Source organism: Nocardiopsis rhodophaea (genome assembly GCF_039530945.1).
Taxonomy (GTDB): domain Bacteria; phylum Actinomycetota; class Actinomycetes; order Streptosporangiales; family Streptosporangiaceae; genus Nocardiopsis_C; species Nocardiopsis_C rhodophaea.
In genome coordinates this window covers 291,192-307,980 of record NZ_BAAAPC010000001.1, presented here as the reverse complement: position 1 = coordinate 307,980, position 16,789 = coordinate 291,192, and the positions used below count along the sequence as shown (strand labels likewise).

Sequence of the window (16,789 nt, the reverse complement as noted above, 5' to 3'; positions counted from 1 at the left end):
ACGCACGAGGCCTTCTGCGACGTCACCGGGAAGAAGCTCTCACCCGCCAGTTAGCCAGGGAAATCCCGGAGGTGATTGCCACGGGGGTGCGGCATCGCCAGCGCTTGCCCGACCGCTCCGTTTGCCGCCCCTCCGGCGCCGACAGCTCCGATGCCCGCCTCTTCGGTTTCCGAACTGCGTGCCCTGATCGAGCGGGGCAGCGGCCGACGTACCTGTTTTTGTGGGGAAACCGCCACGGCGCGACAGCTCGGTGGGTCCGGGGTGCCGGAGCCAGTGGCGGGCGGCGCCGTTCACCATCGAGGATATTGAATCCGCCACGGCCGAGCACTGGATGATGGCCGAAAAGGCGCGGCTGCTCGGGGACGGCGCAACGGCCGACCGGATCGTGGCGGCGGCGAGCCCCGGTGAGGCCAAGCAGCTGGGCCGGTCGGTGTGCGGCTTCGACGAGGATCAGCGGCGCGCGCACCGCTTCGAGATCGTCGTCCGGGGGCGGTGGCGAAGTTCGGCGCTGACCCGAAGCTGCGCGAGTGCGACGGCCCTGCTCAGGCGGGGCCGTTCTGCATGCCGTCAGTCCTGCTCGACCGGGATCGTGTAGGCGAGTTCATAGCGGTCCGTGGGCACTACGATGTCGGCCGTCTCCACCGGGCGCTCCTCGGTGAAGTACGTCCGCTGGATCACCATCACCACCGTGCCGGGGCCGATACCGAGACGCTCCGTCTCTTCACGTCCAGCCGATCTCGCGGTGACAATCTCCGACGCGTGGACGATGCGATGACCGATCGTCCGCATCCGTTCCACCACGCCGCGCCCAGCATGTACACCGTCTTCCGGAAGGACAATGGCCGTGCCTCGGGTCAGTTCCAAGGGCTCATACGACGTGGAGAGCATGACCGGTTCGCCATCACCCGTGAACGTGTACACCGTCCGCATCACCTCGGCGCCGGCATCCAGAGCCAGTCTTTCCGCGATGTCCTCGGGCGCCGATACCGGCTCGGATGTCGCCTCCCAGCCGCCGCGGACCGCTTGTGCCGCCATATCAGCCCGGAAAGGCGAACCATCGCGAGACTCCCGGTACCAGGAACGTGTGAGACGACGGAGTGCCGGGCGGCGACGCACGTAGGTACCCGATCCCGTTCGTGACACCACGTAGCCCTCAGCCACGAGTTGCTGGATGGCATCGGCTGCGACGCGTGGCCCGACAGCGAACTCGCTGGCCAACGCCTGCCGTGAGGGAAGTCTGTCTCCGGGGCCATACGTGCCCCCAAGGATGCGTTGCCGCAGTTCATCAGCTATGCGCTGGTAGGTCGGGCGGGTCACGTGCACTCCTCGATTGAACCCGATTTGCACGAACAGCTTGACAAACCTGCACGTGCCGAAACAAGCTGCACGTACAACTTAATAACTTGTACGTGCTGATCTGATGGAGCGGGTCATGGAGGAGACGATCACCGTTCCGGCGAAGGCCGCCATGGTGCCCGCGGTCCGGCGTGGAGTGTGCGGTCTCCTTCCCGGTTTCGATCGCCTCGACGATGTGGAGCTGGTCGTCTCAGAGCTGCTGACCAGCGCCATCCGGGCGAGCAGCGGAGACATCACCCTTCGGCTCATCGACACCGGCGATATCCGCATCGAGATACAGGACCTGCGCGGACGGCACCCGCGCCTCGACGGCGGCGGTGACGATCACGTCGTCAACGGGCTTGGCCTGGCTTCCGCGATCGCTGACCGCATCGGATCTGTTCGACATCGCTCCGGCAACTGCACAACCTGGGCCGTCATCAGGTCGATCCGCATTCCCTAAGTTCCCACGCACTGGACCTCCCATCCGGCATAACTCCCGAGGAGCTCGCTCATGCGACTCATCCGGACGTTCGTCCTCCTCGTCCTCCTCGTCCTCCGACCCCCCGAACCACCGCCGCCACGGGCCATTCGCGGTCGGGCGGCGCGGATCCGCCCCTACGCCCCTCTCTTCCACCCGTGCATGGCGGGGGCGGTGGCTTGATGCTCGACCTCACCCCCGAGGAGGTCCGCCGCCTGCGGGAACTGGCCGACCAGATCGCCATGGGCACCCAGGGCCGCCCCTGCTGGCTGAGCGGGGCGCGCTCCACCTCTATCGGCATTCTGCAGCGCGTCTCCGACTGGCTCGGCGACGCCTGTGGCCACATCGACGCCACTCCCGAGCGCCCCGGCCCCGCGCTGCTGCGCCTGCCATGCGTGCGCCCATTTGGTCACTCCGGCCTGCACCTCGACGCGCACGGCCACAGCTGGGTCTCGCTCCCCGGAGAGGAGCCGCGGACATGAGCCCGACCGAGATCGCCGCAACCGCCCGCCAGCTGCGCCTCCTCTACCCCGGAGCCCTGGCCTGGTACGGCACCCACACCCACCGCTGGTGGGCGATGGTCCCCGGTCACCCCCGCCTCCTGGAGGCGCCCACCTCCGAGGCGCTGGAACTCCTCCTCGTTTCCCGGCTCTGGACCCATCAGGAACACCGGGTAGCCCGAGCAGCCCGCTCCGCCCGCCGGCCGAGGGTCCTGCCCCCACGGCCCAGACCCCGCGCCTATCCGCGCCGGCCGGTCACGGCATAAGAAACGCCGCCGTGTCCCGGAGCGTGAGGGGTGCACCGGGACACGGCTTCCCACAGGGGTGCCTGGCGGAGGGGGCCGGGCGCCCCTGGGATCATCACCCAAACATCCGAGGACGACGAACTCAATCCTCCAAAATGAATGCCTACACCGTTACGGTCGTAGAAAGACCCCCGAGTCTGCGCAGGATCGCCCCGGGAAGGAGGTCATATGACCGCCGATGAATACCCTGAGCGTCCGGAGTCAGAGCGGACATCGGATGAGCTCAGTGACGCATTATTTGCGGCCGACCTGAAACGCCTGGTCGGTGCGTCACAAGACAATGACGACGAGCGAACTCTGGAGATCAGAAACCTCTATCTCGCTGATTAGCCAGGTTCGGCCATGGCGCGGACTCGCTGAGGAGCCCCGTGTTAGGGTGAGCGTTCCAAAATATTCCATAGCGCCCCCAGGGGGAGAACCATGCGTCTCACCTTGCTCTTCAAGGACGACAAATCAGGCGTTCAGGGCTGCCCGTCGGTTTACCTTTCGGACTCAGGTGAGCTGGTCGTTCAGGGACAGCAGTTGGACGGCCCGGACATGTCGGAGCTGCAGAACCTTCTCCCGAACGAGGCGGCTGTGCGGATCTCCCCGGACATCGTCCTTCGCGCTATAGAGAGGTACCGGCAGGGTGGGGCTCAGTGACGGCGGCCCAGGGGCAGCGCGGCCGCCCGGTCAGTGAGGAGGAGTTCGACCGGTTCTTCACGGACTTCCTCCACACGGCATTCCGGCTGGAGACACTGCAGAAGTACGACATGACTTATGAGGAGGAGCATTTTAGGCGCTTCCTGCAAGGCAAGGACCTGGGCCCCTCGTCAGCCCTGGACGCATGGGGGCATTCCCTGAGACAAAAGGTTCGTGAGGGACGAAAACACAGTCGCGTGCATGTTGTGGTCGAACCGTTAACGGACTATGTGCGATTCGAATGTGTGTGGGCCTACCAGCCCAATGTTGCGGCTGGTGAGGACATCCGCATCCTGCCAGTGAAGGAGGGGGAGTGGCCCCAAGGGATTCCATGTCTGGACTACTGGCTTTTCGACTCTCACCACCTGGTCCTGATGCGCTACACCCCGGAAGGCGCGATGTTGCCGCCCGAACTAGTCGACGACTCTGAGCAGATCGTCGCCGCGAACGTGTGGAGGGATCGGGCCATGCACATGTCGATTCCGTTCGTCGAGTATGCGAAGCGCTTCGACGCTGCCATGCGCTCCCAGTGAGCAGCTGACTCGATCACCATGACTGACCGAACCGGTAGGGATGGGTGTGGGGAGTACGACCCCTGCTCCCGTCGTGAGACCCGCAATACCGTTCGCGGCAGCGCCGACGCCATCGTGCAGGCCGAAGCGATCCATGGCGGCGTGCACGTCACGGCGGCGGCGCACGCATCGCAGTCCACCCCGCGGCAGCTGCCCATGACGCCCGCCGGGTTCGTCAACCGGGCGGCGGAACTGTCTCGGCTTGACGAGCTGCTATCCGCGCCAGAGGGCGGCGTGCCTGAGGGGACGGCCACATCGGTGGTCATCTCGGCCATCGGCGGGGCGCCCGGGATCGGGAAGACCGCGCTGGCCGTCCACTGGGCGCATCGAGTCCGCTCCCGGTTCGACGATGGCGACCTCTACGTCAACATGCGGGGTTACGGGCCCGGCGCCCATCTGGACGCCTCCGAAGCGCTCGGCTCGCTGCTCCAGGCACTCGGCGTGCCTCCTGAAAGTGTCCCTCTGGACCTCGACGGAAGGGCCGCCCTGTTTCGATCCAAGCTCGATCGAAAGCGCGTGCTCATTGTCATCGACGACGTCGTGTCGGCCGAGCAGGTTCGCCCCCTGTTGCCGGCCTCGCCCGGCTGTATGGTCCTCGTCACCAGCCGCAGTGCACTTCCCGGACTCGTGGCCCGGGAAGGAGCTCGGCGCATGACGCTGAGCACCCTCGGCGCGGAGGAAGCCCTCGCCCTGTTGAGGAGCGCTGTCGGCGCGGACCGCATCGATGCCGAGCCTGACGCGGCGCGGAGCCTCGTCGCGCACTGCGCCCATTTACCCCTGGCGCTTCGCATTCTCGCCGAACGGTTGATCAGCCGCCCAGACGCGTCCCTGCGCTCGATGGCCGAGGGGCTTGCCGCTGAGGACCGGCGGCTGGAAGCCCTCGGCACATCGGACGACGAGCTCAGCGATGTCCGGGCGGTGTTCTCCGCCTCCTACACGGCCTTGGCTCCTGACTCCGCCCGGTTGTTCCGCTGCCTTGGCCTGCACCCTGGTGGCGACTTCGGTTCGGCTGCCTGCGCTGCGGCCGCAGGGCTCACCCCGCGGGAAGGTGCTCCCCTCCTTGAGCAGCTTGTAGGGGCGAACATGCTGCAGAGAATCGGCGATGACCGCTACCGGCTCCATGATCTGCTGCGGCTCTATGCGGTGGAGAGGATCCAGGAGGAAGAACGGGGAGAGGAACGCGACCGGGCGCTCCGCCGTAGCGTCACGTGGTATCTGGGCGGTGTGCGTAATGCGGTTCGAGCGGTGATGCCCAACTTCCGGTCCGTCGATATTCCGGCTGGCGAGCCGCTGACCGTGGATCCGTGCGAATTCGACTCCGCCACGGCCGCCCTCGACTGGTTCGAAGGCGAGCGCACCAACATCGTTGCGGCCGTGCGGATGACGCTAGAACAGGGCCTGTTCGAGCTCGCCTGGCGGCTGCCGGTGGCCGCCTACCCCCTCTTCGAGATGCACCGGCATTTAGAGGAGTGGAAGCAGATCCACCTGTGGGGGCTGGCCGCCGCGCGATCGCTCGGCGACCGCCGCGGCGAGGCGCGCAACCTGCTCGGTCTCGGCGACGCCGAATGGCTACGCGGCGACCTGGCGACGGCCCTTGACCACTACGCGGCGACGCTCACTGCGAACCAGAGCCTCGGCGACGGCTGGATCGAGGGGTTCGCGCTCCGCCAGACCGGCCTGATCCGCTGGGAGCAGGTGCGCGACGGCAACGCCCCCGCGCTCCTCCGCCGCGCGATTGACGCCTTCCGCTGTGCCGGTGAGCGCCGCGGAGAAGGCATGGCGCTGCTGAGCCTCGCCGAGTGCGAGCGCTCGCTGGGCAACATCGACCAGGCTCTTGAGCACTGTGATACCGCGCGGGCCATCTTCACCGAGATCGCCGACACGTGGAGTATCGCGTGGAGCGGGTGTTCCACCGCCTCCGTGCTGGCGTCGGCCCGGCGCCATCCCGAGGCCGTGGCGGAGTACCGCGCGGCGGTCGAGGTATTCCAGGGGCTCCAGGACCGCAGCAGCGAATCCGTCGCCCTCATCGGAACGGGCGAGTCGTTCTTCGCCCTGGGAGACATGGCCCAGGCGCGCATGCACCTCGGCGCGGCTCTCGACATCCTTCGGTCGGCCGACGATCCACGCGCCGACGAGATCGAGGCGAAGATCGCCCGAATGCGGTGACCCGATCGCCCGTTCCGTCTCTCCATCGACCGATCCTCTTGGCCAATCGGTCGGCGGCGGTCGATGCAGGGTACTGGGGCAGACCGTCCACACCCTGTGGGAATCCGCGACCACGCACGCGACACGGGAACTCGGCAGCGTCGACGTCAACGCCATGGTGGGTCGCCGCCCGAGCTTGACCTCTGGTAACTGTGAGCCGTCGAATCCTGCCTCGGAGTCGCCCTACAGTCCTCGGGGTGGGCCGTGGCGACGCTGACTGGGAGTGTGATGGTGGAACAGCTGACGTTAGCCGAACACGCGCGGAGTGTGATCCGGAAGGAGGCCGAGCGCCGTGGCATCCATCTGGAGTCGGACGAGGAAGTGCCGGACTTCATCCCCGAAAGTGCGCGCTTGTGGGCGTGCAAGGTGACGGGGAAGGGATGGTGCCTGTTCACCGCCGTCGACTCGGCCGACGACGTCACCCTCCCATCCGAACGTGAGTTCCTGCCCGCGCGCGGCGTGCTTTCGGGGAACTGGCGCGTCACCAGTGGAACCGGGGCGGTTCACCTGGCTACGGGTGGCCGCACGCCAGCGACCGGCGACCCCGGTCAGGCCTTCGCCAGATGACGGGAGCATCGCGCGCGAGCGCGGACATGCGGCGGTGGGGGTGGGTGCCGCGCGGCACCCACCCCCACCGCCGCCTTCTCCGTCACCCACGGTGTACTCGAATTCTCCTTGGAGATCGCCCCTGAATTTCGCTGGCTTCCGCGGGATAGCGATTCCTCGGCGATGCCGCCCCTGCTCCATCCTCTGAGCGCCCCGAAAATCCCCCGGCGGTAATTCATGCGTCCCGTGGTCTCAGCAAGGGTGGTCAGGAAGTGAATATTCTGATCGGCTTCCGCCTCCTGCGGGCCGGCAGCCGCGCGTGGGAGGGAGCGGCGAGACATGGTCCACAGCCAGCACCCGGGCCGGTAAGTCAGAAGCCAGCCCGTGTCCCCTGCCTTATGAGGATAAGTTTTTCGTTGGTCGGTTAGGGCCGAAGAAGGCTTGGTAAATCAAACGAACGGCATCAGGAGTGATCGCGAGCCCCGGCTTGGACGGGGATTCAGGGAGAAGCCGCTGGTTCACCTGTGAGCCGCTTTCGATGAAGTGTCGACAGGTCCTTTATCCTCCACCACACTCTTCTTGCCCATCAGGTTGACCAGGATGCTGAAGGAACGGTCGTGGAACCCCGCGTCCAGTCCGCGCCGCGTGATCGACATGACCGCGCCCGGCAGTGTGTCGTCGACCCCGGCGTCGCGGGTGGTGTGTAGCACGTGCTTGGCACTGGCGGCGTCCATCGACAGACGTTCCAACTCACCAAGAAAGGCAGCCGCGGCGATCTCCTCGCCGAGCTCCCGGTAGAAGGTCGGCATGTCATTGGCTTGGGCAAGGTAGGGGACGATCGTCTGCACCGGGATCCCCTCGGCACGCGCCAGCGCCACCGAGTGCACGAACGAGGTCATGCTGGTCCAGAAGAGGTTCATCACCACCTGGTAGTAGACCTGCGCCAACCCGGGGTCCGTTCCTCGGAAGTCGGTGGCGGTGAGAACCTCCAGTACCGTTCGGCTTGCCTCGAACGCGTCCTTGTCGCCGTTGTAGGACGAGCAGCGGGACGTCGACCACGCCGTGCGCTTGGTCCACCGCGAGGACGGCGGTGCCGGTCGTCCTGGGGAGAGAGCGCCGGAGTGCCCGTAGCCCCGTGCGCGCAGGTATCGAGAGACGGTAAAGCGAACTCCGGGCACCCGTCTAGATGTCTTGGCGTGTCACGGCCACCCCGTCGGTTTCCAGCAGCCGCTGGACGAGGACCGGGTCGAAGTCGGCGAGGCCCGCGTCGTTGAGGATCCGCATGTGGGTGGGGTGCGGCAGGATGTCGTGGGGGTGGGCCTGGCCGACCTTGGCGATGTCGGTGGGGTTGGGGGCGAAGTCGTCCGCGACCGTGCAGGGTTGCAGAGCGCGATAGACGTGCAGGCGGAAGCGGTAGGGCAGACCGTCGACGCGGCCGTGGACGTCGTAGATGCCGGTGGGGGCCAGAGGACCCGGGCGGACTCCAGCGTTGGTTTCGGCTTCGCGGCGGGCGGCCTGTTCGGCGCTCTCGCCGGGGCCGATGGGGCCCTCGGGGAGTGACCAGTGCCCCGTGTGTACGCCGCTGTTCAGGAGCACGAAGGTCAGGGTCCAGTCCGGTCCTGGAACGATGGCTGCGGAGGCCATGATCGGTTCGGCCCCGGCCGGTTGGTGAGAGGCGATCATCATGGGGGCTCTCTATCTGGTCGGCACAGATGCGGACGGCCCGTTCGGTGATCGGGGAGTCACCATCGGTCGTAGCCGTACGAGAGTCAGCCTGACGCATGCGGTGGCCCGTCGGCCACTGAGGCGCGAAGACGGGAAGCCAACCGTGATCTTGCCGGGAAGACGGCGGTCGCGGGCACGCGGGCGGCCGCGTGCATGTTTCACGTGTAACCCGGGCTGGTGGCCAGGGGCTCGGCTGGAAGGGGACGAAACGGCCCGGACCGAACGCGAAACGCCCGGCCCCCGGAATGAACCGGGAGCCGGGCGTCGGTGGCTGGCCTGGTGGGCGACTACAGGATGATCCGCATCGGGTTCTCCAGAACCTCGGCGAGGTCCTTGAGGAAGGCGGCGCCGACGGCGCCGTCGACCGCGCGGTGGTCGACCGACAGTTCCAGGGCGATGGTGTTGCGGGCGACGATCTCGCCGTCGCGCACCACGGCCTCCTGCTTCATCGCGCCCACCGCGAGGATGGCGGCCTCCGGGGGGTTGATGACGGCGGCGAAGCTGTCGATGCCGAACATGCCCAGGTTGCTGACGCTGAACGTGCCGCCGCTCATCTCCTGCGGCTTCAGCTTGTTGTCGCGGGCCTTGCCGGCCAGTTCGCGGGTCTTGGTGCTGATCTCCGACAGCGGCGTCTTGTCCGTGTCGTGCAGGACCGGAACGACGAGTCCGGCGTCCACCGCGACGGCGACACCCACGTTGATCCGGTTGTGCTGGAGCAGCTTGTCGTCGACCCAGGAGGTGTTCACCTCCGGGTGCGAGCGCAGCGTGGTGGCCGCCGCCTTGACGATCAGGTCGTTGAAGCTGACCTTGACGCCGGTGTCGGCGAGCTGCTCGTTGATCTGCGCGCGGAACGCCTTGAGCGCCTCGGCGTCGATCGTGCGGCGCAGGTAGAAGTGCGGGACCTCCTGCTTGCTCTGGGTCAGGCGGCGCGCGATGACCTTGCGCACGTTGCTGACCTTGAGCTCCTCCGAGGCGCGCCCGTCGTCGAACGCCTCCTGCGGCGCACCCGCCGGAGCCTGAGCGGCCTGAGCGGCCGGGGCGGCAGCGGGGGCCTGGGCGGCCTGCTGCTTGGCGGCGGCCTCGATGTCGGCGCGCACGATGCGGCCCTTCGGGCCCGACCCGGAGATCTTCTCGATGTCCAGGCCGTACTCCTTGGCCAGGCGGCGGGCCAGCGGGGAGGTGCGCGGACGCGCGGCGGCGCCGTTAACCGACGGGGCCGCGGGAGCGGCTTCAGCGGGGGCGGTGGCGGCCGGGGCAGCGGCCTCCGCGGCCTCCGCGGCCTCCGCGGCCGGAGCCTCCTCCGCCTTCTCGGCGGGGGCGGCGGCCGGGGCGGACTCCTCCGGAACGGCGTCCGGGCTGTCGGCGATGACACCGATGACGGCGCCGATCGGCACGGTGTCGCCCGCGCTCACCGACTGTTTGACGAGGTAGCCGTCCTCGTAGGCCTCGTACTCCATGACGGCCTTGTCGGTTTCGATCTCGACCAGCACGTCACCGGTCTCGACCTTGTCGCCGACGTTCTTGACCCAGGAGCTGATGACGCCTTCCTCCATAGTGTCGGAGAGGCGCGGCATGTAGATGTCGCTCATCGTGTGCTATTCCCCTTTACCCGACCCGCCGGCCCACGGCGTTCAGGGTCTCCTTGACGACGGTGGTGATCGACTCGACCGACGGGAGAGCAGCGGTCTCCAGCGGCTTGGCGTACGGCATGGGCACCTCGGCCATGGCGACCCGGCGAACGGGAGCGTCGAGGAAGTCGAACGCGCCCTCCTGGATGGAGGCGGCGATCTCGGCGCCGATGCCGTAGGTGAGCCAGTCGTCCTCGGCGATGACGGCGGACCCGGTCTTGCGCACCGACTCCACGATCGTCTCACGGTCGAGGGGACGCAGGCTGCGCAGGTCGACGACCTCGCAGCTGATGCCCTCTTCGGCGAGCTTCTCGGCGACCTGGCTGGTGACCATGGCCATCCGGGAGTAGCCGATGAGGGTGACGTCGGTGCCCTCGCGTGTCACCGCGGCGCGGCCGATCTCGGCGACGGTGTCGTCATCCTCGGGCACCTCGCCCTTGGTGTTGTACAGGCCCAGGTTCTCCAGGAAGAGGACCGGGTCGTCGTCGCGGATGGCGGCGCGCAGCATCGAGGCGGCCTCGGCCGGGGTGCTCGGGGCAAGCACCTTCAGGCCGGGGATGAAGGAGTAGAACAGCTCGATGTTCTGCGAGTGCGTGGCACCGAGCTGCTGGCCGCCCCCGCCCGGGGTGCGGATGACCATCGGCACGCTCGTCTGCCCGCCGAACATGCCGTAGATCTTGGCGGCGTGGTTGATGATCTGGTCGATCGCGATCAGCGAGAAGTTGATCGTCATGAGCTCGACGACCGGCCGCAGGCCCAGCATGGCCGCGCCGACCGCGGCGCCGACGAAGCCCTCCTCGGCGATGGGGGTGTCGCGGACGCGGCGCTCGCCGAACTCCTTGAGCAGCCCCTCGGTGATCTTGTAGGAGCCCTCGAAGACCCCGATCTCCTCACCCATGAGGAGCACGTTCTCGTCGCGGTGCATCTCGGCGCGCAGCGTGTCGCGGAGAGCCTGGCGGTAGGTGATCACGGACATGTACCCGCTCCTTATCTACTCGGCGAACACCGGGTCGGCGGGCATACGGCGCGACTCGTTCGCCACGGGGGTGGCGTAGGTGTAGTCGAACAGCGTGGACACGTCGGGCTGCGGGCTGTTCTCCGCGAAGTCCGCGGCGTCGGTGACTTCGGCCTTGACCGACTCCGCGATCTCCTTCTTGATCTCCTCGGTGAGGACCCCGGCCTCTTCCAGCTGGGTCTCGAAGGCCAGCACCGGGTCGTTGGCCTTGGCCTCCTCGACCTGCTCCTTGGTCCGGTACTTGGCCGGGTCGACCACGGAGTGGCCCTTCATCCGGTAGCTGGTCGCCTCAAGCAGGTAGGGGCGCTGCTCGGAGCGGGCGCGCTCGACCAGGTCGCTGGCGGTGTCGCGCACGGCGAGCACGTCGCGGCCGTCGACCCGCACGCCCTCGATCTGGAAGGCGGAGCCGCGCTTGTACAGCTCGGGTTCGGCGGAGGACCTGTCGACGGTGGTGCCCATGCCGGTGAAGTTGTTGATCACGACGAACACGATGGGCAGGTTCCACAGCGCGGCGATGTTCAGCGACTCGTGCCAGGCGCCGATGTTGGTGGTGCCGTCGCCCATCTGGCACATGACGACCTCGTCGCCGCCCCGGTAGGAGACGGCCAGCGCGGCGCCGGTGGCCAGCGGGAGCTGCCCGCCGACGATGCCGTAGCCGCCGAGCATGCGGGTCTCGGTGTCGTACATGTGCATGGAGCCGCCCCAGCCCTTGGCCACACCGGTGGTGCGCCCGTAGAGCTCGGCCATGACCCGGCGGGGGCTCATGCCCTTGCCGATGGCGTAGCCGTGGTCGCGGTAGTTCGTGAACAGGTAATCGCGCTCCTGCAGGGCGGTCACGAGGCCGACGACGGTGGCCTCCTCGCCCAGGTTCAGGTGACAGTAGCCGCCGATGCGGGCCTGCGTGTACGCCTGGCCGGTGCGCTCTTCGAACCGGCGGATGAGCAGCATCTGCCGGTAGTAGTCGAGCAGCATTTTGGGCTGCTCGTTGGCGATGGACGGGGCGGTGTTCTTCTGACTCCGCCGGCGGCCACCCGTTGTCCTGGCGGTTCCGCCGCCCTTCGGCTTGGCCGTGTCAGCCATGGTGTGCCTTTCTACGTGCGGGGACGGTCTCCGGAGGGCCGGTGGGCCCCGGAGACCCGCGCCGTGGCCAACAGTGGTCGTGGCCAGGGCGGACGCGCCGACGCCGGGCTCAACGGCGGGGGCGCGCAAGTGGCTGTTCGAGTCTGTGCCGCGTCCGTTCGGCCGGACTCGTTAGTCGTTCTTCAGCTTCGCTTCCCGGTCGCGGGCCCGCTCATACATCGGTTTCGGGCTGGTCCGGCCGGTCGGCTCGCTGATCACGCAAGACCGATGTTCTATGTGACGTGTGTCGCGCTTACTCTACGGACTGATCGATGATCGATCAATATGACTCTAGGGTAGTTCCCGCGCGTAGCGCGCAAAGAGGCGGATGGGTGACTGAGATCTTCGCGACGGGTGCGGCCCGGCGCCCGCCCCGGGGGAGAGAACGGAGATCAGCGCGCGTTCGGGCGCCCGATCCGGTACGCGGCGTCGGGCGCGCTCAGTGCGCCACGTTGTGCGTCTTCAACGCCGCCTTGACGTAGTTCAGCACGTGGTCGCTGAGCATCCGGCCGACGTTGGGGTCGCGCTGGCGGAAGGCTTCGGTGATTTGGGCGTGGTCTGCGGCCTTGGCGTGGAGCTCCATATTGAGCCAGCGGACCGATAGCGCGGTCCAGACTTCGACGCCCAGGGACTCCCAGGTGTGGGAAAGCACACTGTTGTTGGCGGCTCGCACGATGGCCCGGTGGAACTCCACACTGTGTCTGACCTGCTCGTCCACGTCGCCGGTGGCCGTCGCGCGGTTGAGCGCCTCGACCTCGCGCTCCAGCGGCCGGGGATCGTCCGCCAGACGCGGGGCCGCCAGTTCGGCCGCGACAAGTTCGAGACCGGCCCGGACGGGATAGATCTCAGCCATGTCAGCGACACCGAAGTCGCGTACGCGCGCCCCCTTGTTCGGCACGGACTCGATGAGCCGCAGTGTCTCCAGCTCGCGCAGGGCCTCGCGCACCGGCGCCTGGCTCACGTTGAGCTCGGCGGCGATGCGCCGTTCGACGATGCGTTCCCCCGGCTGCCAGCGCCCGGACAGCAGACCGTCGACGAGGAACCGACGGATCTGCTCCCGCAACGGGTTGCGGGCCAAGCGGGATTCCACGTCCGACCGCTCGGGGAGGTCGACCATCAACGGCCTTTCTGCTCTGCGGCGCCGTGCGCGGCGCGAAGGATGTGCGGAGGCTCGTTACGAAGAGTGCCACATCACGGAGCGGAACCGATCTGTGGCCGACATCACCTAACAGATAACTCACATGGCGACGGCGGGCGGGTGAACTCTCGCCGGTCATCGCCTGAGCGGCGGGTGAAGCGCCCAGTGTGTCCAAGGAGTACCGATGGGCCGCTCGTGTCGGGTGTGCCAACAGGGCGCTATGCTCACGTGTCGGAAATGTTCAAATAAACAGCTGGGTAACGTTAGTCGGTTTTCCCGGCGGAAACCCCTGGCCGCCCGGAAACCTGCGGTGAGCAGGATCGACCCCCAGCGGCAGACCTCAACCTCGACAACTTCGACACGGACATCCCCGGCCGCGCGGGCGCCTTTTGGACGCAGTGTCCCCGCCCCCGCAACCATCGACCCCTGTCCCAGCGGCGAGCCCGTCCCCCTCAAGCACACCCGTGCCGCAGGCCAGCCCACAATTCGTGAGACAGCACTGAGCACACATGATGCACACATCGCGGATCCGGACGAAGCCGCCGCACCGGGCGGGCCATTCGCTCCCCTCCAAAGATAGAGCCAACGGCGTCCTGCGCGCGGCGCCCCGAATCTCCACCGGGGCGTCGGGCAGGCGCTCCACACCCCAGGTGACCTGGCCAAGCGTGAGTGAGATCGCGTGGGGTCTGGCCTCGGACAAGACCGCGATCATTCTGGCAGTGGCGTTGATCACCATGACGGTGCTCTCGGCGGGGCCGCTGCACCCCATCGACAACTTCGTGAACACCGCGCCCCGGCCGTACTGGGACGAGATGCGGCAGTTTTTGATCCTGTGGCCCGACACCGTGGCCTCGCGTGCCGTGGCGCTGCCCGTGCTCACCGCGACCGCGCTGCAGCTGGCGTACTGGCACCGCTCCTGGCGGCCGGTCGTCCTCGGCGTGGGCGGCGTCTTCGGGATGGTGTGCCTGGTGGCGTCCATGAAGCTGCTGCTGGCGCGCAACCATCCGCGGACCTTCGACCCGGCCTTCTTCGGCGACCACGGCGACGTGTCCTTCCCCTCCGGCCATGGCGCCAACGCCACCCTGATCTACGGGCTCGTGCTGTTTTTGATCATCCGCTACCGCGCAGTGCGCCCGCACATCGTCCGCCGCCTGGGCTACTGCATCGTCGGCATCGCGATCCTGCAGTCGATGGTCTCGGCCTACCTGCACTTCCACTGGTTCACCGACCTGGTTACCGGCATGATCGCCGGAGGATTCGCCCTCGCCCTCACCATCCGGTTGGACCGCATGATCCCCGAGGGGCGGACCACCAACTGGTGGCCCTGGTACGGTCGCGCGCCCAAGATCGCCGAGGAGCGTCCGCCCCGCCTGGAGTGCGCGGCGCGCGACTGACCCGGCCGATCGCGACCTCCCTCCCCCTTCTCCCTTCTCCGTTGATCTCGGCGATATCGACCTCATACCGGCGAGTACGAGGTCGATATCGCCGAGATCAACGGAGGAGTCGGCCTCCGCCTACCGTTGGCCCCACCTCCGCATCTACAGTTGCGGCACGAGGGGCCAGACGTCGAACGCAGCGAAGGACCTCAAGCGGTGAACGACCCATACCAGGAGCAGGCGCAGGAGAGGGCACCCCAGGGGCCGCGGTCGGAGCGCCCGCCCGCGCAGGAGAAGCCCCTGCCACCTGGGCCGCCGACGACGCGGGTGGACCGCTGGCTGTGGGCGGTCCGGCTGCTCAAGACGCGCGCGGAAGCCGCGCAGGCCTGCCGGGGCGGACATGTCCGGGTCAACGACCGGGCGGCCAAGCCCGCGACGTCGGTCGGCGTCGGCGACACGATCCGGCTCAGGGCGCACGGTGTCACCCGCATCGTCGAGGTCGCGCACATCCTGGAGAAGCGCGTCGGCGCACCGGTCGCGGTGCGCTGCTACACCGACCACACCCCGCCACCGCCGCCGCAGGCGTCGATGCCGGTGGCCCGCCGCGAGCGGGGAGCCGGCCGCCCGACCAAGCGCGACCGCCGCATGATCGAGCGCCTGCGGGGCGAGAAGTGACCGGTGTGCGGGACCTGGCGAGCGCCGCCGCGTGGAGGCGGCCGCTGGCCTTCCGCGTCGAGCGGCACGACGCCCACCGCTGGTTCACCCTCGCCGCCGTCGGCGGGCTCGTCCTCGGCGGACTGATGGCGGTGTTCGGCCTGCCTCCGGTCGACGTCCACGGCCTGGCGCACTACATCGGCATCATGGACCCCATGTGCGGGGGCACCCGGTCGGTGTGGGCGGCGATGAGCGGTGACTGGGCGATGTCGTGGACCTACAACCCCCTCGGCATTCCCCTGGTGGTCGGTGCCGCGGCCACCCTCGTCCGCGCCGCGATCGGGGCGGCGTCCGGCTACTGGCTCAACGCCTACGTGCGCTCCTGGCCCGTGGTCGGCGCGGTATCGGGGGTGCTCTTCGTGGCCCTGGCGGTCAACCAGCAGCTCCACGCCGACCTGCTGCGCACACCACGCGACGAGTTCTCCCCCGTCGGCCCGGTCCTCAACGCGCTTCCCCTGCTCATCGTGTGGAGCGTGATGGCCGTGCGGAACCGCCGGGCGCGTCGGCGGGTATGACGAATTGCCGCCGCATTTTCCTCGGTCCACGCGGTCGATGATAGGAGCGGCAGAATTCAACCAACCAAATACGTTTGGCCGAGAGTTGCGATTCCCCTACTCCGGGTGATTTTATCTTCGTGCGCGGGGGGCGGTTTCGCCAATAGTCATCTTCGTGGATCTGCCTGTGGCCACCATTCCGGATGAATGTAATATAAGCCGCAAATAATGCACGTGGTATTCCGAGCGGGGTGTCCGTCCGCACCGGTCCTCGGTGTTCCGCGCAGCCTAGAGACCGAGCGGGCGGCTCTGCCGCACAGGCGACGAAAGGTCTGCGAATGATCCGGGTGATCCTCGCTGAGGACATGCACATGGTGCGTGGGGCGCTCGTCTCGCTTCTCGGGTTGGAAGACGATATCGAGGTGGTCGCCGACATCGTCTCCGGCGACGAGATCCTGCCGACGGTGCACCACCACCGTCCGGACGTCGCGATCATCGACATCGACCTCCCCGGCAAGGACGGGCTGACGGCCGCCGCCGAAGTGCACGAAGAGGTCCCCGAGACCCGCACGCTGATCCTGACCAGCCTGGGGAGGCCCGGGACCCTGCGGCGGGCGCTGGCGGCGAAGGCCGGCGGGTTCATCCTGAAGGACGCCCCGCCCAACGAGCTCGCCGAGGCCATCCGCGGGGTCGCCGCCGGGCGACGCGTCGTCGACGGCCAGCTGGCCCTGGCCGCGTTCGACAGTGAGGACTGTCCGCTGACCGCGCGTGAGGTCGAGGTGCTGCGCCTCGCGGCCGGCGGCGCCGACGTCGTGGACATCGCCGGCCGGCTCTTCCTCACCGCGGGCACGGTCCGCAACTACCTCACGGCCGTCACCACCAAGCTCAACGCGCGCAACCGGGTCGACGCCATCCGCATCGCCACCGAGGCCGGGTGGCTGTGACACCGCCGCAC

At 67.9% G+C, this 16,789-nt stretch carries 21 protein-coding genes; 14 read left to right on the top strand and 7 right to left on the bottom strand.

Annotated features, from left to right (window positions below; all coding sequences use genetic code 11):
- The first annotated feature begins 220 nt into the window (after positions 1–220).
- On the top strand, positions 221–595 hold the full coding sequence (locus ABD259_RS01395; RefSeq protein WP_344107524.1) for an NADAR domain-containing protein: 375 nt from the start codon (positions 221–223) through the stop codon (positions 593–595).
- On the opposite strand, the gene ABD259_RS01390 is transcribed toward ABD259_RS01395, so the two are convergent.
- Positions 568–1,317, bottom strand: coding sequence for a GntR family transcriptional regulator (locus tag ABD259_RS01390; RefSeq protein ID WP_344107522.1), 750 nt, complete (start codon positions 1,315–1,317; stop codon positions 568–570). The genes ABD259_RS01395 and ABD259_RS01390 overlap by 28 nt on opposite strands.
- Before the next feature lie 115 nt (positions 1,318–1,432).
- Between ABD259_RS01390 and ABD259_RS01385 the strand changes: the two genes are divergently transcribed.
- From ABD259_RS01385 to ABD259_RS01345, 9 genes are all read left to right on the top strand, one after another.
- Positions 1,433–1,798 (top strand): ATP-binding protein, encoded by a 366-nt coding sequence (locus tag ABD259_RS01385; RefSeq protein ID WP_344107520.1) that lies wholly within the window; start codon positions 1,433–1,435, stop codon positions 1,796–1,798.
- Between the two features lie 51 nt (positions 1,799–1,849).
- Positions 1,850–1,999 (top strand): hypothetical protein, encoded by a 150-nt coding sequence (locus ABD259_RS01380; RefSeq protein ID WP_344159593.1) that lies wholly within the window; start codon positions 1,850–1,852, stop codon positions 1,997–1,999.
- On the top strand, positions 1,999–2,298 hold the full coding sequence (locus tag ABD259_RS01375) for a hypothetical protein (RefSeq protein ID WP_344107518.1): 300 nt from the start codon (positions 1,999–2,001) through the stop codon (positions 2,296–2,298). Before ABD259_RS01380 ends, ABD259_RS01375 begins: the two co-directional genes overlap by 1 nt.
- On the top strand, positions 2,295–2,582 hold the full coding sequence (locus tag ABD259_RS01370) for a hypothetical protein (RefSeq protein ID WP_344107516.1): 288 nt from the start codon (positions 2,295–2,297) through the stop codon (positions 2,580–2,582). Before ABD259_RS01375 ends, ABD259_RS01370 begins: the two co-directional genes overlap by 4 nt.
- A gap of 207 nt (positions 2,583–2,789) precedes the next feature.
- Positions 2,790–2,951, top strand: a complete 162-nt coding sequence (locus ABD259_RS01365; protein ID WP_344107514.1) for a hypothetical protein — start codon at positions 2,790–2,792, stop codon at positions 2,949–2,951.
- Positions 2,952–3,041: 90 nt separating this feature from the next.
- Entirely contained in the window at positions 3,042–3,263 is a 222-nt protein-coding gene (locus ABD259_RS01360) for a hypothetical protein (RefSeq protein WP_344107511.1), read from the top strand.
- Positions 3,260–3,835, top strand: a complete 576-nt coding sequence (locus ABD259_RS01355; RefSeq protein ID WP_344107509.1) for a DUF6879 family protein — start codon at positions 3,260–3,262, stop codon at positions 3,833–3,835. Before ABD259_RS01360 ends, ABD259_RS01355 begins: the two co-directional genes overlap by 4 nt.
- Before the next feature lie 18 nt (positions 3,836–3,853).
- Entirely contained in the window at positions 3,854–6,040 is a 2,187-nt protein-coding gene (locus ABD259_RS01350; protein WP_344159590.1) for an ATP-binding protein, read from the top strand.
- A 267-nt stretch (positions 6,041–6,307) separates the two neighbouring features.
- Complete coding sequence (locus ABD259_RS01345; protein ID WP_344107505.1) at positions 6,308–6,646, top strand: hypothetical protein; 339 nt, start codon at positions 6,308–6,310, stop codon at positions 6,644–6,646.
- 497 nt (positions 6,647–7,143) lie between these two features.
- Here the strand turns inward: ABD259_RS01345 and ABD259_RS01340 are convergent, their stop codons facing one another.
- From ABD259_RS01340 to ABD259_RS01315, 6 genes are all read right to left on the bottom strand, one after another.
- On the bottom strand, positions 7,144–7,803 hold the full coding sequence (locus ABD259_RS01340; protein ID WP_344107502.1) for an imine reductase family protein: 660 nt from the start codon (positions 7,801–7,803) through the stop codon (positions 7,144–7,146).
- A 4-nt stretch (positions 7,804–7,807) separates the two neighbouring features.
- Complete coding sequence (locus ABD259_RS01335) at positions 7,808–8,311, bottom strand: NUDIX domain-containing protein (protein ID WP_344107499.1); 504 nt, start codon at positions 8,309–8,311, stop codon at positions 7,808–7,810.
- Between the two features lie 326 nt (positions 8,312–8,637).
- Complete coding sequence (locus tag ABD259_RS01330) at positions 8,638–9,939, bottom strand: dihydrolipoamide acetyltransferase family protein (RefSeq protein WP_344159587.1); 1,302 nt, start codon at positions 9,937–9,939, stop codon at positions 8,638–8,640.
- Between the two features lie 16 nt (positions 9,940–9,955).
- Complete coding sequence (locus ABD259_RS01325) at positions 9,956–10,954, bottom strand: alpha-ketoacid dehydrogenase subunit beta (RefSeq protein WP_344107495.1); 999 nt, start codon at positions 10,952–10,954, stop codon at positions 9,956–9,958.
- A gap of 15 nt (positions 10,955–10,969) precedes the next feature.
- A complete protein-coding gene (gene pdhA, locus ABD259_RS01320) occupies positions 10,970–12,073 on the bottom strand; it encodes a pyruvate dehydrogenase (acetyl-transferring) E1 component subunit alpha (RefSeq protein WP_344107492.1) in 1,104 nt (367 codons plus the stop codon).
- Between the two features lie 478 nt (positions 12,074–12,551).
- A complete protein-coding gene (locus tag ABD259_RS01315; RefSeq protein WP_344107489.1) occupies positions 12,552–13,229 on the bottom strand; it encodes a GntR family transcriptional regulator in 678 nt (225 codons plus the stop codon).
- A 686-nt stretch (positions 13,230–13,915) separates the two neighbouring features.
- On the opposite strand from ABD259_RS01315, the gene ABD259_RS01310 reads away from it, so the two are divergent.
- From ABD259_RS01310 to ABD259_RS01295, 4 genes are all read left to right on the top strand, one after another.
- The gene (locus tag ABD259_RS01310) at positions 13,916–14,644 is read left to right on the top strand and encodes a phosphatase PAP2 family protein (RefSeq protein WP_344107486.1); all 729 of its coding nucleotides are present in this window, start codon (positions 13,916–13,918) and stop codon (positions 14,642–14,644) included.
- Between the two features lie 282 nt (positions 14,645–14,926).
- Positions 14,927–15,301 carry an RNA-binding S4 domain-containing protein gene (locus tag ABD259_RS01305; protein ID WP_344107620.1) on the top strand — a complete coding sequence of 125 codons (375 nt, stop codon included), beginning with the start codon at positions 14,927–14,929 and terminating at the stop codon, positions 15,299–15,301.
- Positions 15,302–15,306: 5 nt separating this feature from the next.
- Positions 15,307–15,855 carry a DUF2752 domain-containing protein gene (locus ABD259_RS01300; RefSeq protein ID WP_344107482.1) on the top strand — a complete coding sequence of 183 codons (549 nt, stop codon included), beginning with the start codon at positions 15,307–15,309 and terminating at the stop codon, positions 15,853–15,855.
- A 317-nt stretch (positions 15,856–16,172) separates the two neighbouring features.
- On the top strand, positions 16,173–16,778 hold the full coding sequence (locus tag ABD259_RS01295) for a response regulator transcription factor (protein ID WP_344107480.1): 606 nt from the start codon (positions 16,173–16,175) through the stop codon (positions 16,776–16,778).
- Positions 16,779–16,789 lie beyond the last annotated feature (11 nt).

What these genes read in the sequence shown, in the direction of transcription:
- ABD259_RS01380 (WP_344159593.1), top strand. Translation starts at nt 1,850, where the DNA reads ATGCGACTCATCCGGACGTTCGTCCTCCTCGTCCTCCTCGTCCTCCGA.
- ABD259_RS01370 (WP_344107516.1), top strand. Translation starts at nt 2,295, where the DNA reads ATGAGCCCGACCGAGATCGCCGCAACCGCCCGCCAGCTGCGCCTCCTC.
- ABD259_RS01375 (WP_344107518.1), top strand. Translation starts at nt 1,999, where the DNA reads ATGCTCGACCTCACCCCCGAGGAGGTCCGCCGCCTGCGGGAACTGGCC.
- ABD259_RS01345 (WP_344107505.1), top strand. Translation starts at nt 6,308, where the DNA reads ATGGTGGAACAGCTGACGTTAGCCGAACACGCGCGGAGTGTGATCCGG.
- ABD259_RS01325 (WP_344107495.1), bottom strand. Translation starts at nt 10,954, where the DNA reads ATGTCCGTGATCACCTACCGCCAGGCTCTCCGCGACACGCTGCGCGCC.
- ABD259_RS01350 (WP_344159590.1), top strand. Translation starts at nt 3,854, where the DNA reads ATGACTGACCGAACCGGTAGGGATGGGTGTGGGGAGTACGACCCCTGC.
- ABD259_RS01365 (WP_344107514.1), top strand. Translation starts at nt 2,790, where the DNA reads ATGACCGCCGATGAATACCCTGAGCGTCCGGAGTCAGAGCGGACATCG.
- ABD259_RS01360 (WP_344107511.1), top strand. Translation starts at nt 3,042, where the DNA reads ATGCGTCTCACCTTGCTCTTCAAGGACGACAAATCAGGCGTTCAGGGC.
- ABD259_RS01295 (WP_344107480.1), top strand. Translation starts at nt 16,173, where the DNA reads ATGATCCGGGTGATCCTCGCTGAGGACATGCACATGGTGCGTGGGGCG.
- ABD259_RS01385 (WP_344107520.1), top strand. Translation starts at nt 1,433, where the DNA reads ATGGAGGAGACGATCACCGTTCCGGCGAAGGCCGCCATGGTGCCCGCG.
- ABD259_RS01330 (WP_344159587.1), bottom strand. Translation starts at nt 9,939, where the DNA reads ATGAGCGACATCTACATGCCGCGCCTCTCCGACACTATGGAGGAAGGC.
- ABD259_RS01335 (WP_344107499.1), bottom strand. Translation starts at nt 8,311, where the DNA reads ATGATGATCGCCTCTCACCAACCGGCCGGGGCCGAACCGATCATGGCC.
- pdhA (WP_344107492.1), bottom strand. Translation starts at nt 12,073, where the DNA reads ATGGCTGACACGGCCAAGCCGAAGGGCGGCGGAACCGCCAGGACAACG.
- ABD259_RS01315 (WP_344107489.1), bottom strand. Translation starts at nt 13,229, where the DNA reads ATGGTCGACCTCCCCGAGCGGTCGGACGTGGAATCCCGCTTGGCCCGC.